This window comes from Limnobaculum parvum (assembly GCF_003096015.2).
Lineage (GTDB): Bacteria > Pseudomonadota > Gammaproteobacteria > Enterobacterales > Enterobacteriaceae > Limnobaculum > Limnobaculum parvum.
On the sequence record NZ_CP029185.2, the window covers coordinates 646659 to 661801 of the forward strand.

Below are 15143 nucleotides of genomic sequence, written 5' to 3' on the forward strand. Positions count from 1 at the left end.
TTTATTTTCGGATCGAATTTCAACCAGGCTATACCGTTGTCTGAAACATAGTGAGAGACAATGATGGCGTTACGCATTGCTGTCAGTGGGTCTATTGTTTTGGTCTGATGTTTGTCTGTTCAACCGTATTGACAGCGCGGTTGGCTGGTTTTCTGATATGGATGGAAAAGCTTAAACAATCTGAACGGGAACGTGCAGAAGTTTAACGGTTAGTTGATCAGCTCAACGTTCAGTGTTCTGGAGTCTGCTCGTCCTCGATCGTCGATAGCGCGTATGCGATAGTGCCCACTGGTCGCTGGTCGCCACTCAATGGTGCGTTTATTGGCGGTATTCCCCAAGTAGATATCATCAACAAACCAGTAAACAACTTTGGTATCGGCATCGGTAATAGCGCTAAAAACGATAGGATCGTTACGTTGCTTAACATTTCGCAGCGTGTAGGTGGTGTTCCGTAATGGAGAAGTAATGCGTGGCGCTTGCCCGGTGGTAACGGTTCCTCCTATTTTACAATGGGCGGAAGAGGGAGGAGTACGTTTGGGCAAGCCTGCCAGCGCAAATACGTTGGCTAAATCAGAAGGCCAAAATTCAAAAATTTCGGTGGTGACATCCTCATCCCGATAAGGCGGGCAGGCAACTTGACCGGTGGCTTTATCAATAACGACAGGTCGATAAACCGAATCCACTTTAATGGGCGACTTACCGGGGATAAACCAAGTTTTTCCTTTGCGCTGGCACCAAGACGTGGGTAAATCACCGCTGGCTAAACAAATTTCCACCTGTTTGATATTCGGTGGTAATCCTCGGTTGGGTTCTTTTAGCATCGGATAGTCAGCCCGTATGCTATCGATAATATTAAAAAACAGCGGTGCTGCTGCATCTGCCCCGATAAAAGCATTATTGCCTTTACCATCAAAATTACCCTGCCAGACAATCAAAACATAGGGACCGAAAATCCCGGCGCTCCATGCATCACGAAACCCCCATGAGGTACCGGTCTTCCAGTAAATCGGCAGCGAGGTAGGCTGTTGGGCCAGCGTATCACCCGGCCTGCGGTGTTGGCTCAGCATATCCAGCGTGATAAAACTGGCCTCATTACTTATCAGACGCACTGATGAAGCGATGGGGGCGGATTGTTCCAGACGCAAAGGCTTTAGCTCACCGCGATTTGCCAGCATGGAATACAATCTGGCCAGTTCCTGCGGGGTAATTTCGCCACCACCGAGAATCAAAGATAAGCCATAGTGTTTTTCACTGGCTAGATTCGACACACCAGCCAACTGTAGAAATTGGTAGAGGTTAGGCTGTTTCAGGCGTGAAGAGATATAAACGGCGGGTATATTGCGGCTGTAGTTTAGTGCATCCGTGGCTGAAATCGGTCCAAGAAAGCGGCGATCGAAATTTTCCGGTGTATAAGCGCCAAAAGATGAGGGTACATCTTTCAGTATGGTCATCGGCTGGAGAATGCCTTGTTCCAGACCGAGGGCATAAATAAACGGTTTGAGCGTTGAGCCGGGGGAGCGTTTGGCGCTGGTTCCATTGACCTGCCCCTGAATTTTTCGGTTGTGGTAATCAGCTGATCCAACCATGGCTCTGATCCCCATATCCCGCGTATCAACCAGCAGAACGGCGCTATTGTGTATCCCTTTACTCTGATTGCGCTCAATAAAGGCGTTAACCTGCTTTTCTACCAGCAGCTGTAAATTGCTGTCCAGTGTGGTAATAATCCTTTGATCGACCATTGCCCGATATTGTTTATCCTGCTGTATTTGCTCGACAAAATGAGGTGCGATAAAGGGCAGTTTTTCTGGTTGGCGCAAAGATAGAGGCAACAGAAACAGGGCTGACATCGTGTTATCTGGATGATGCTCTAATTGCCAACGCTGATAAAGCTGGTTACGTGCTTTGGTTAATGCCTCGCCAACAATGCCAGTGTTGATATTAATACGATAACTGGGAGACTGGGGTAACACGGCAAGGGTCAGCGCTTCTGGTAGCGTCAGGTTATTTGGTTGTTTATCAAAGTAGATAAGGCTTGCAGCACCGATGCTCTCAATATTGCGGCCATAGGGAGCGTAGTTCAGATAGGCTTCCAGAATATCGCGTTTTGAATAGCTGAGTTCTAACTGAATGGCACGCACAATCTGCACCAGCTTACCCTGTGGGGTTTTCGTGTTGAGCTGCCAGTGCATGCGGGCCAACTGCATGGTTAGCGTAGAGCCACCCTGCTGCCGTCCTCCGCTGATATAGCTGATCCAAAAACCACGGATCAGACTGTAAGGGTTAAACCCCGGATGGTAATTAAACCAGCGGTCTTCATGAAGTTGAATGCCTTCAACCACCAACGGTGAAATATCTTCCAGCTTAGTCCACAGGCGATAGCGGTCATCATTAGCCAAAGAAAAACGCAGTAGCGTCCCCTGACGGTCGTAATAGGCGGTAGAAAGCGGTAAGCCTTGGGAAAGGGGGGGATGAGGCCAAAGGCGAAAACCGATACAAAACAGCGCCAACAGAAACACGCCCATCAGAAGGTTTTGCAGGTGGCGCTTAAGGGTAGCCGGTTGTAGTTGCCTGCGTATGGCATCGACTACTCGGCTACCCATTGTGCTGCATAAGCGGCTCACGGTCAGCGTTTAATCCTCTTAGCGTGAGGGCTGACTGGCGGCATTTTTTGCAACCGGCGGGATAACGGTCAGCGTAGTGCCACCAGAGGAAAGCGCCTGAATTTCACGGTCATACATGGCTTCACCATAAGCCGGTGGCACAGTAAAGACACCGGTATTGGTTGGCTTAATCTGATAGATGAATTCCTGTACTTTATTGGTTGCACTACCGTAAATCAGCACGCGATCTTCACGAATATCACTGTATTCCGGCTGCCAACTGGAGCCGCTTACGCTGATTGGCGATAGCCATACATCAGCAGTACTTTCACCGTCTTCATTTTCTCTACTGTTTGAAGCCTGTGGCGTTTGTTGGACCACCTCAAACCCACCCGGTAGCAAGTCGACAATCGCCAGATTGTCCAGACCCTCTGCGGAGTTAGCCCGAATTTTCAGGTGAACATACAGATTCTGTCCTAGAGTGACTTGAGCGACCGGCTGGCCTTTCTCATCGGTATAATCGCGGGTGATTTCTAACCCACGAGAGATAGCCTCTTTTGGTGTCTGTAAGTCATAGCCTGATTGCGTGACCACGTACCAGGCCGGTGCTTTCGCCGGATTATTGAACAGAATCTCTTGTGTACCGTCAGCAAACTGGGCTTTAGTTATAAAGCCCATCAGGGTCGAGGTAACTTGTGGCAGAACGCCACTCTGACCGTTGTTGGTGCTGATAGTTAATCCACCTGCCGCATCGGTATTGGTTGCCACTAGGGCTGAGTATTGCTCCAACGCCAAAATGCTCATGGCTGAAGAGAGGGTGGTATAACGCTCCGCTTTGAGCATCAGTACCATATTCTCCAGCAGTTGTGGTGGAATCTGTGCCGCCTTTTCCGGGAAATGGCGGGTAATCAGATACAGACGGGTACTGTCTTGAACTAGCGGATCCAGATAGCTTTGTGTCCACCAAGCCTTATCATAGGCATTACTGAGTTGCTTCCAGGTTGGTTGTAGCAGCTCATCGGCCTGTTGGTCCATTTTCAACATCTTGTAAGCACTGGCCAGATACAACGCACTGAGATCCTGCTGCCAATGTTCCGGATAGTTAGCTTGTAGCTGTCCCTGAATAGCCGCTAATTCATTAGTGGTGATTTCGCCCTGTCTGGTGAGTAGGTAAGCGGAAAAAGCGCGTAAACGCAATTCACTAAGACTGTCGAAAGCGTCACTTGCTGCCAGAAAGCGCAGATAAACGTTAGCTGACTTCAGCAGATCTTCAGGAACCGGATAGCCAGCGGCTTCGGCTTCCAGCATGTACTGTACGGCATAAGGGGTAATAAATGCCTCTGGATTTGGCGTAGATCGCCATTCACCAATCGCTCCCCGCATGTTCTGCCGCGATAGCAGTACCGACATAGTTTGTTGAACTTGATTGCTAACTTCAGCCTGACTTAGTGTGCCTTTCATTTCCAGATGGTTATTCTGGAACAGCAGAGGAACGGCTCGGCTGATGATTTGCTCTGAGCAACTATTTGGATAATCGATCAGGTACTTCGTCAGACCGTTAGTCAGCACCAATGGTGAATGACTAACGCTGGCATCACGCTGGGCGAATGCCGGGAACATGTGACGAATATCCTTCACGCTCTGTTGTGAACCATCCATACGGCCCATCAAGGTTTGTGTGCGATATGGCATCGCCGGGCGCAGAGAGAGGCTAACCGTGCGTTGTGCTGACTTATCAGCATAAGCTGCCTTAAACACGACGGAGGCGTCACCGAGGTTATCTTGAGCACGCAGACGGAAGGTGACCAGACCTTCCTGCTTCTCTGCCAGCGTCAATACGCGTTCTGCATCACCCACAATTTGTAGTTGAGGCGGCGGCGTAATCGAAACTTTCACATCGGCTTTTGCACCATTGAGATCCGTCAGATTATTGGCTACGCCTAGGCTGACATCAAACTCATCGCCCGGTGAAACCATCGTTGGCAGATTTGGCGTTAGCACAAAGTCATCGCGAACGGTGGTGTAGCTCATGGCTCGTCCAATGCGTTCAGGGGTAACGGAAATAGCCATTACCCGAATCTTACCGTTGAAATAGTCTGGTACCTGATAGTTAAAGGTCGCCTCACCGTTGACATCAGTAACACCGGACCAATAGGCCACGGGCTTATCTCGCTTGCGTTTAAATGGATTAAGATGCAGGTCTAAACCCCCACCAGCGTCACCGCCCGGCGCCGAGGTCAGGGACATCATCTTGCTGAATTCCGGCAGGATCAGATCCAATATTTGGGCACTTTCAACGGTCAGAACGCGCTTACGGAAGAAATAATCCAGCGGATCTTTTAACTGATAGCGAGCAACTTGCAGAATACCCTCGTCAACGGCAAATACGGCAACGCGCTGTGGTGTATCCGTTGTGACTTTAATCCCCAGCGTTTCGCCTGGTTTAATCATATTTGGCGAGTCGATAGTTATTTTCGCCTGACGAGCCTGATGGCTGATTTTAAACGGCATGACGCTATAGCTGAGCGGACTCATAAAGATTTCGTCAGAGTTAATATCGCGAATAAACTGCACGTTAATGTAACCGTTACCTTCCATCTCTGCTGGCACGCGAATTTTCTGAATAGAGCTGGTGGTGGAAGCATGGAACCACTGCCAGCTATAGACTTTGTCGCGCTCAATGGTAATGATACCGCTACCGGTATAAGGCGCATTGATAGCAATTTCTATCTCTTCGCCCGGCAGGTATTCCTCTTTATTTAGCTTCATTTTCAGTTCAGCATCACGGTCAAGAGATCGAGAAATGTTGGCATTCCCCGCAACCGTATAATCAACCCGATTAAGCACTTTACCGCTGGCATCTTTAATCACTAATACAAAACTGCCCGGTTTACTGGTATCGAGCGTAAAGTCAGAACCTTGGGCCGCGATAGACATTGCCTGCTCTGAAATAGTCTCTTCTTTCAGCTTGGACTGATACTTGTACACACCGGAATCTTGTTTGGTGAGTACCGACAGATATTTTTGCTCAACCAGCGAAATCTTGACATCCGTTAGCGGAATAGAGGCCAACTGAGGATCAATCGCGATGATGTTCAGGTGGCGTACCGCATTGTGATGAATGTAGTCGAGATCGCCATCGGCTTTTACGCCCACCAGATAATCATAAGGTGAAACGATGACCCGAGCGGCGGCGCTGACGGAGCGACCGCTACCGGCTTCAAATGCTTCAGAAACTAGCTGTAACTGATAAGTTGCATCGGCATAGGAATTAATGCCTAACGGAATGTCTGCGTTACCCTCTTTGTCAGTGGTCTGTTCTTCCAGCTCGGTATCAAACCCTTCATCGCTGTGGCGATTCTCATAGAACATATAGTCCGGGAACTGATTAAAGCTCGGATAAATAGGGCGTAGCGTCAGTTTTGAGGTTACCCGGCGATCTTGAGCCGGGGTTCCAAACAGATTCTGTACGTTAATTGCCGCTTTTAGCTCTTGTGGCTTAACCCAGCCTTGGTGGCGGTCTGGCGTCAGTTTCAGCTCAACTTTCAGTTTGTCTGGCTCAAACTCTTTCACTTTAACCGTGGTGCTGCCTAACAGTTGGGAAGTGCTGTTATCTTTGCCAACCAGATACAGATAGATGCTCCAGTCACCGGTTGGTGAGTTTTCACTGGTGGTATAGCTGAGTTCGTTCAATCCGGCTTTATCCAGCGTCAGTGGAATAGTGCTCATCACGGTATCGCGTGGATCGCGAATTTCTGCCCGCAGAGGAATACCTTCTACCGAGGTTTTCCAGTCGACGGTGCGGGTAATCAAACCAATATTAAAGGTATCACCCGGACGATATACGCCACGGTCAGAGAACAGATAGCTGTTTAAAGTTCGTGGGTCGGTGGGGTTTTCTTCGCCATATATATCGAAGCGGGAGAAGTCCAGGACACGATCGTAATAAGCCGTCGTTGGTAGGAAGGAAACATCGCCTTCTTTTTCCACTAAGAACATGACCGGTGAACGCTCATTGACAAACTCTTCCAGTGACGGGAAGTGGGCATGCCCATCGTTACTGGTCGTCTGGCTCAGCAGAACGATACCATTTTTGCCTACTACCGAGACTGTAGCTCCGTTAACCGGGCTGCCGGAATAAATAGACTGAACGAATACATCGCGGGAACCGTCCAGCGATTTCTTGGTGATAATACCCAAGTCGGTAACCACGACAAAGCGCGAGTCCAGAGTGGTATCCGCTTCATGCTCTTCATCCAACGTCTCGGTAACCGCATCAGGATCGTTCCCGTCATATGCAGCATCCTCTTTTTTAGCCTTTTTCGCCGGGTCCCACTTTGTTAGGGTTAGCAGGAAAATACCCCGTTTGGCATTAGGATCATTGGACAGATAGCGGGAAAGGTCGATGCCCTGATAGTTAATTTCACCCGGCCGCTCGTTTTTCAACGCGGTTTGATAAGTAAAGTGTTCGGTAAAATATTCACTGTTTAAATAATGGAAATCTGTAGCGGTAAACTCGTGGTATTTCCATGAGACGATGTGCTGTAGCTGGCTGGGAATAACTCGTTTAATATCCAACTGTAGTCCAGGCATATTACGAGCGGCAACGGTGATGCGCTTTTCCCCGCGCATAGAAAGTAGCGAGCCTTTAGACATAAAACGTAAGGTTTTAGGGTAATCAGGTACGGTAATGACCCGATACTGTTTCTCTTTAAGCTTATAACCCCCGGTAGAGGTTATATTGTTTTCAACTTCTACCAATAACGAGCGATTAGCCGGTGCATCGAAAGTAAAATTGAATGCGGATTGGTTTTCCTGTTCGGCATCATTCATAGTGAGCGTCAAAGCGTTAGATTGCGCCATGACTTTTTCATCAATCGCCTCAAGGTTCCAGTCGTAAAAATCGGTTGGCGTCAGATTTTGATTATCATCTTGCGGGTTATGTTGTGGCAATAACCAAGCGGTTACTGCTTTTTTAAGCGCTTTATCGTTTACATTATCGTTAGTTTCAATAATCAGTGCCTTGGCGCTTTTACCGTTATCTGTATCGACTAAGACGGCATCTACGCCGGTCACTTGAAGGCTATACAGGCCGGGAACATTCACTAAATTACTTTGTGCTTGCTCGACCTGATTAGCGGTAACGGTAGATTTCACCCCTTTACCCACCAGCAATTTTACCTGACCGGCATTATCCGGCAGAGACAGCGACTCTGAGTGTACCCAGGCCTTCATTTTTTTATCGTCGTAAACCACTGAGTATTTCAACGGTTGGGAAGGTAACAGAGATAAAGAGAGCTGTTTTTCGAAGCTGACTACATCAACCGGAGCATTGAAACTCACGGCGAAGATAGCGCTTTTTTTCTGTGAGTCATGTGGATCGCGATAAAACTCAGCCTGACCGAGGCTGTAGTTAAAGGGTTCCGTAGTGAAATCGTAGCGGGTGTTATTCAGCTTAATTTGTGGAGCAACCAAGGTGTTGGCATCCAGTTTAATTTGATATTTCTGGCCCATTGGAAGGATTTTTCTGGTGGTAAAGGCCAGTGTTTTCTCGTCTTCCCATTTCCATTCACCCTCTATGGCTGGCGTTATGCTGATGCCCTGTGACAGGGGCTTGCCAACCAGCGTAATTGGGGCGGATGAGTGTGAAAAACGTAAAGTAACGCGCTGAGGCAAAGGGTTAGACGACGAATAGTTATAAGCGCTAGGGGGAAGAACGTGAATATCGGTTTGCTGGTAAACCATTGGTGCCGGTTCTATCGGCTTAGGGCGATTAAGATTCCAGTGATAGCCATAAATAGATGCACCTCCCACGGCGGCAAGCAGAACGATGGCCAAAGATATTCCTTTAGGATGGCGATTTACCCAGGCTTCCGCAGCTATAAATGTCTGAGCAACAAATTTAGACCAGCGTGGCAGTTGCCAGTGAAGATGCCCAATAACAGGGGATAGGATCTTACTGGCAAGGCGAAAGATAGCACTGATGATCCACCAAACGGCACGCAGAAGTGTGAAGGGAAGCCGTAATATAAACCGTAGCAAATCCATAGAGATAATCCTTTAAATATTGTGGGAGTGGCGTCTTTGAGTAAGGATCCATCCTGTTTATTAGTGATATGTTATCCCAGAATGGTCACACACAATAGTGGCTGAATGATATAAATATGAGGCACAGCAAGGGATCTATGGCGAATGGCTATGGCGGTATTGAGATATCAGGATGAAAAACAGACAGATAATTAACCCGCTTTTTTAGCGCTTTTATATTTTATTTAATTCAGTTAAATTGAGATTGAGTATATGCAGATAAATATATTTATTACGGCTGTTATAGCATTATGAAAAATACTTTATTTAGGGAAAATAGTGATGTTTCCTATGCCAGAAAGACCCGAAGAGACCATTGCTGAACTTATATCCTTAGTGCAAGGAATGGGAAAAAGAGAGCTTATTAAACCAGGGGCGATAATTCCCAGTGATGGGCCTTGTATTATTATTTCGTATGAGGGTGAGGTTGAATTAAGAAGAAAGTCTGATGAGCTGTTATTATTCTCAAGCGAAAATAATCAACTTATTGGTTTGCCAATGAATTATACCTATCAACAGTTTTGTTATTTGCGAGCTAACAGTATTTGCGATATTGAGCTTGTTGATCGTGACATATTTTTCCAACTGGTTGAAAAAAATCATCGTTGGCTGGATGTCCTCGAGGTATTGTCGTTTTACCACGCCGTTCTTTTGTGGCGTGATAGTTACGCCCATACCAAGAGCTCATATCTGATGGTTCGTCACTTATTGTTACAGATTAACTTACTGCCCGAAGAGAAGCGCCATAGTATTAATATTACGGAATTTATTCAAGAACGTACTAATTTGTCTCGCAGTTACATCATGAAGGTATTATCAGATTTAAAACTTGGTGGTTATATCACTTTGAAAAAAGGGCGATTAATTGAGTTAAATCATTTACCAGCCAAATATTAATTTTTTGTCTTGAGTGGGTGTCTTATATAAGGCGCTTACTTCTTGATTTTTATTTAAATATATATTCCCTCTTATTTATCAGCATATTCATTATTTATCGTCAGATGTTTATTCTTTGTATCTTACAAAGAAAGGTTATTCAATCTAATTATTAAATTATCGTTAATTTAAACGATCTCCTCATTAAGATGCATTGTTAAAATAATAATTCTATTAGACTGGAAGTGATTGATTCAGTGATATATTCCCGTTGATCGCTGGGATGATGGCGTTAATGTTGTTTTGCTCAATTATAGTCTGGCGGGGGCATCATATTATCAGCCCCGTGAGCAGAAGTTTGTCTGACTTTCCCTGCTCTGATGGCTTGGAGGTCTATGCAGTGATAGATACTTCCGGCGGTACATCCGTTGATGCACATGAATGTGCTATTGACCGTATGATTCAGGCTGGTGCCACTCCGGTGACTTAGTAGCAAGTTCTTCTGGAGTACCAACGTGATTGGGCTCGTAAAAAGACTTATGACGTTGTGATCAATTTGGGACGTAAATAGCTAATTGATAAACATTAAATAACTATTTAAACTGATAGTCTTAAAAGATTTTCTATAGATGTTGATCTTTTATTCTATGATGAATTTTATATAAAATATGAATTTATTTTCTTAATAAATTATTGAGGATGTATATATGGCTATAGCAAGGGATATTGAACTTACTGGTAATGCTGAAATTGATCAATTTTTTCATAAAGGAGGCACGAGATTGTTACCAGTTGAAGGAAATACATATTATTGGGGTTTTTCAAATTATGCAACTGGACCTAAAGATACTTTTGAGTCTGTAAATAATGAGTCAGCAAAAAATATGGTTCGCGGGGTACTAGAGCAATTTACTCATGTCGTTAATATAAGCTTCAAGGAGATTGATTATTCTGTAGGGAATGCCAGCAATATGGGAGGATTTAATGTTGTTTCAGGTAAAATAGATGGCGGTACTGGAGGTGCTTCAGCTCATGATAATGCTGCCAGTTTTTTTGTAAGAAACCTCAACGATTATTCAGATTCCGATTATCATAAAGGTAATAATATGACTGTAGCACATGAAGTGTTACACCTATTGGGTTTTGTGGATATTGGTTATAAACCTGGATATACAGAAGTAGACACTGTAATGTCATATAATAAAATGGTCAATGACGCTTATGGCGAAAAAGTCAGGATCTATGAGTATGATAAAAATGGACAACCTATAATTGTTGCAGGAAAAGTTATTTATGCCATAAATGAAACACTTGGTATTTATGATATACAGGCCTTGCAAAGTATATACGGAGCTAACCACAGTTATAATGCAGGGGATACTGTATACAAATATACCCCAGATACATTAAAAAGTTTTCAAACCATCTGGGATGGTGGTGGTATAGATACCATTGATGTCAGTGAGTTTGTATTAGGCGTAGAGCTCAATTTGAATGGCGGAACGCGAAGCAATCTGTTTACCAAAGACTTTTCCTTGTCGGGTACAGAATTTGATGGTACTCGTGCAATTGGTATTGCTTATGGGGCTAATATAGAAAATGCCTTTGGAGGTAAAGGCAATGACATCATCCATGGCAATGAACTGGATAACGTTATTAGTGGTAACGAAGGTAATGACACACTATATGGTGGTGCTGGTAATGATACGTTAAACGGCGGCGATGGTGATGATATTCTGTATGGCGATGAAGGCGATGACATTCTTTCTGGTGGCGCTGGTACCAATATTCTTTATGGTGGTACAGGTAATGACACTTTAATCTCCCATGGTAAAGATACGCTATACGGTGGCGAGGGTAATGACTGGTATCAGATATATAGTACTGAAAACGTCCGCATTGTTGAGAATAGGGATGGCGGAACTGACAGGGTCAGCATTTATACCAAGGATATTACTAACTATGTAGCGGCAGAAAATATTGAAGATATCAATCTTGCGACCAACCTTACTTATAATTCCAGTATTACCGGGAACGATCAGGACAACAAAATTTTGGGTAACAATGGCGACAATATCCTGATTGGTAAAAAAGGTAATGATGTACTGCAAGGGTATAAAGGCAGTGATACTTACATTTTTAGCAAAGGCGATGGGCAAGATGTTATTGCGGAATCATCAAATAATAAAGTACCAGTAACCGATAAAGATGTTTTATTGTTTACTGATATTTCATCCAGCCAATTATGGTTTACTAAAACCTCATACAAGGGTCTTGAATCATTAAAAATTAAGGTGTTGGGTACTACAGATGAAATCTCTGTTGATACTTGGTATAGCGATAACTCCAAATTGGAACAAATAAAAACCCAGGATGGGGTTGTGTTGTCGATAGCTCAGGTAGAGGCTCTGGTTGATATTATGGCTACGCAGAGCATGCCAAGCGGAAGTAGTACAGGTGTTATCAATAATTATCTGATCCAAACGGGTGCTAATAGTAATCAGGATAGCAGTACTATTTATGGTGATGCACAGAATAATGTAATCAATGGTGGCGCAGATAATGACACCATATATGGCGGAGCTGGAAATGATACGATTTCAGGTGGAGAAGGAACTAATATTCTTATTGGTGGTGCTGGTAATGATAAGTTGATCTCCCGTGGTAATGATACATTATATGGCGGAGATGGCAGTGATACTTATGAAATATGGGGTACTCAATTCCGTATTATTGAGCAACATAATAGCAATGATATCGACACAATGAATATTTATACGCAAAGTGTAACACACTTTACAGCGTCTAATAATATTGAGAATATCGCGTTACGTGCTACTGATATACATAATTCCAGCCTTACTGGTAACGATCTTGATAATTATGTTGGTGGTAATTTTGGTGATAACGTTCTGACTGGTGGCAAAGGAAATGATACATTAGTGGGATACAAGGGAAGCGACACCTATATATTTAATAAAGGAGATGGACAGGATAGTATCTGGGAATACAACAATAATAATGTTCCACTAACCGATAAAGATGTCTTAATTTTTACGGATATTTCAGCGGAGCAGTTGTGGTTTACTAAAGATGTCGTTTTTAACCGGGAATCTCTGTTGATCAAGGTTCTTGGTACCAACGATCAGATTTTAGTAAATAACTGGTATTCTGATAACGACAAACTGGAACAAATCAAAACCCAGGACGGCGTTACACTTTCCATCAATCAAGTTGAATCTTTAGCCGACATCATGTCCACCCAAACCATGCCAACAGGAAGTCATTCCACCATCATCGATGACTACTTAGCCCAGGCATCTATTATGGCCGCTTAATAGCCATTCTGACGGATAAAGCAATTTGTTTTATTCGTTTACCAAACAAGCAGCGCACCTCTAAAACGAGCGCTGCTTTTTTGTTTCACCGTATTGGCCGCAGAATAGATATACCAACCGATAATCTCCTGCAAACCCCATCTAAATTTTCAAACTCTTGCGGCATAGCGTGGAAAGTTTTCATTTACTGACTAATTTCGGTGATTGTGCATTGATCCTTTCGCTGTGGATATATACCGTATTGTTACTGTCTGTTGATAAACGCAGACGGGTTTAAAATAGCGAAACCCCGCAGTGATGCAACACATACGGGGTTTCTGACCACAACGTTATACAAGGTAACAATCATGGCTATTGAGAAGCATACCCAAACTCACCCTGAATTTATATATCACCTTCTATCCAGTTTCAGATCCGGATCGGAAAAACGATCTTCCGTTTCAGCAAGTTGCCTGAAAAGTGGGGGTGTCATCATGTTTGATCTTGTCGATATCACACCAAACGATCCGTTGGAGCTGGCGGAGCAGTGCATGGCGCTTGCCAGCGTGGTAATTCATATTGATCAGTTGCCGGTAAAAGAGTCATTGCAGTTTATTTTGCATGAAAAGATGGCGGCCTTGTTCAATGCGCTTTACCTGCTTGAGAAGTGATAGTGTAAGCACACCCATTTTAGTACCACATATTTTTTGAGATTTCTGGGTTTTCAGCCATCAGCCGGTATTCTTCCGGTGTCAGGTTATTCAGGGATTCATGAGGTCGCTCACTGTTGTATTTATTCAGCCAGCGATCTGTGATCTCCCGTACTTCATTCAGCGTTTTGAACAGGTAAAAATCCAGTATTTCTGTCCGATACGTCCGATTAAACCGTTCGATATACGCATTCTGCGTCGGCTTGCCCGGCTTGATAAATTCTAGCTTCACACCATGATCTTCAGCCCATTGTGCCAGCGTCAGTGATATCAGTTCCGGCCCATTATCCATTCGCATCTTCAGCGGATATCCCCGGTTTTCCACTATCCTCTCCAGTACTCGAACGACGCGCTGTGCCGGGATATTCAGATCAATTTCTATGGCCAGAGCCTCACGATTAAAATCATCCACAACGTTGAAGGTCCGAAAACGTCGGCCACAGACCAATGCGTCGTGCATAAAATCGATGGACCCGCTCTGGTTAAGTGCGTCCGGCGTTGCCAGCGGAGCCGGATTGCGCACCGGCAGGCGTTGCTTACCTTTACGACGAAAATTCAGTTTTAGCAGGCAGTAAATCCGATGCACACGTTTGTGGTTCCAGACATGCCCCTGCCTGCGAAGCACCTGAAAAAGTTTCTTAAATCCGTAGCGTGGATAACGCTCAGCCGCTTCAGTCAGCGCCTGGATCACCGGTTCATCACGTCTCGTATCCGGTTGGTAGCGAAACACTGTCCTGCTCAGCGATAACGTCCTGCATGCCTGGCGTATGCTCATCGTAAACTGTGTAGTCAGATAGCCGACGAGTTCACGCTTTATCGCTGGTTTTAAAGCTTTTTTTCGATGACATCCTTCAGCGCTCGGCATTCCAAACTCAGATCGGCAAACATCTGTTTCAGGCGACGATTCTCGTCCTCAAGATCTTTGATTTTTTTGATATCAGCAGCTTCCATACCGCCATACTTCGCCTTCCAGTTGTAATAGCTGGCTTCAGAAATAGCGGCCTCACGGCAGACATCTTTCACCGTTCGCCCTGCTTCAACGGATTTAAGAACGGCGATTATCTGGTGCTCTGTGAATCGGATTTTACGCATGGTGATCTCCTCTGGGGACATAATTAGTATGTCAGAAGATCTCTAAAAGAGAATGGGTCGTTTTGATGGGGCACTTACAGTAGCTTTTGCTGGAAATTAGGTACGGTTTTTTGATTGGACAGGATTGATTCAATTATCAGATTTTTTATATATCGGCTATCGATGTTGGTCATTACTTTAGTGGCTAAATAAGTTATTAAATTTAATAAATCTAGATAAATTATAAATTATTTTTATAATAGACTGTTGTACCAAAATTTATATTCTATAAATTTTGGTGTTTATACTATTTTTTTTAATCAATTTTAAATATTCATTATTTCTATGTATACCTTTGCTTTGATTTTAACTGTATGATATTAATGTAAATTAAAGTATTTAAATTATTTTAACCTTACTTTTTGAAACATGTTTTTATAAATTAAATAAGAGTGCTTACATGATGTTTATATCAATTTTAA

At 44.3% G+C, this 15143-nt stretch carries 6 protein-coding genes and 1 pseudogene; 4 read left to right on the forward strand and 3 right to left on the reverse strand.

Going from position 1 to position 15143, the window contains the following annotated elements:
• Positions 1-209: 209 nt before the first annotated feature.
• Both pbpC and HYN51_RS02310 read right to left on the reverse strand, forming a co-directional pair.
• Complete coding sequence (gene pbpC / locus HYN51_RS02305) at positions 210-2600, reverse strand: penicillin-binding protein 1C (RefSeq protein WP_108901364.1); 2391 nt, start codon at positions 2598-2600, stop codon at positions 210-212.
• Positions 2601-2639: 39 nt separating this feature from the next.
• Entirely contained in the window at positions 2640-8648 is a 6009-nt protein-coding gene (locus HYN51_RS02310; protein ID WP_108901365.1) for an alpha-2-macroglobulin family protein, read from the reverse strand.
• A 321-nt stretch (positions 8649-8969) separates the two neighbouring features.
• Between HYN51_RS02310 and HYN51_RS02315 the strand changes: the two genes are divergently transcribed.
• The 4 genes and pseudogenes from HYN51_RS02315 to HYN51_RS16250 all read left to right on the forward strand — a co-directional run bounded on the left by HYN51_RS02315 (position 8970) and on the right by HYN51_RS16250 (position 13551).
• Positions 8970-9584 carry a helix-turn-helix domain-containing protein gene (locus HYN51_RS02315; RefSeq protein ID WP_108901366.1) on the forward strand — a complete coding sequence of 205 codons (615 nt, stop codon included), beginning with the start codon at positions 8970-8972 and terminating at the stop codon, positions 9582-9584.
• Between the two features lie 332 nt (positions 9585-9916).
• Positions 9917-10131: pseudogene (locus HYN51_RS02320) on the forward strand (hydrolase); the annotation flags it as partial.
• A 139-nt stretch (positions 10132-10270) separates the two neighbouring features.
• Positions 10271-12901 carry a calcium-binding protein gene (locus HYN51_RS02325; RefSeq protein WP_108901367.1) on the forward strand — a complete coding sequence of 877 codons (2631 nt, stop codon included), beginning with the start codon at positions 10271-10273 and terminating at the stop codon, positions 12899-12901.
• Between the two features lie 473 nt (positions 12902-13374).
• Positions 13375-13551 (forward strand): hypothetical protein, encoded by a 177-nt coding sequence (locus tag HYN51_RS16250; protein ID WP_157952960.1) that lies wholly within the window; start codon positions 13375-13377, stop codon positions 13549-13551.
• A gap of 19 nt (positions 13552-13570) precedes the next feature.
• On the opposite strand, the gene HYN51_RS02330 is transcribed toward HYN51_RS16250, so the two are convergent.
• A protein-coding gene (locus tag HYN51_RS02330) for an IS3 family transposase (RefSeq protein WP_407936330.1) occupies positions 13571-14682 on the reverse strand; the annotation gives its coding sequence in 2 pieces (ribosomal slippage) (positions 13571-14430 and positions 14430-14682; 1113 coding nt in all).
• Positions 14683-15143 lie beyond the last annotated feature (461 nt).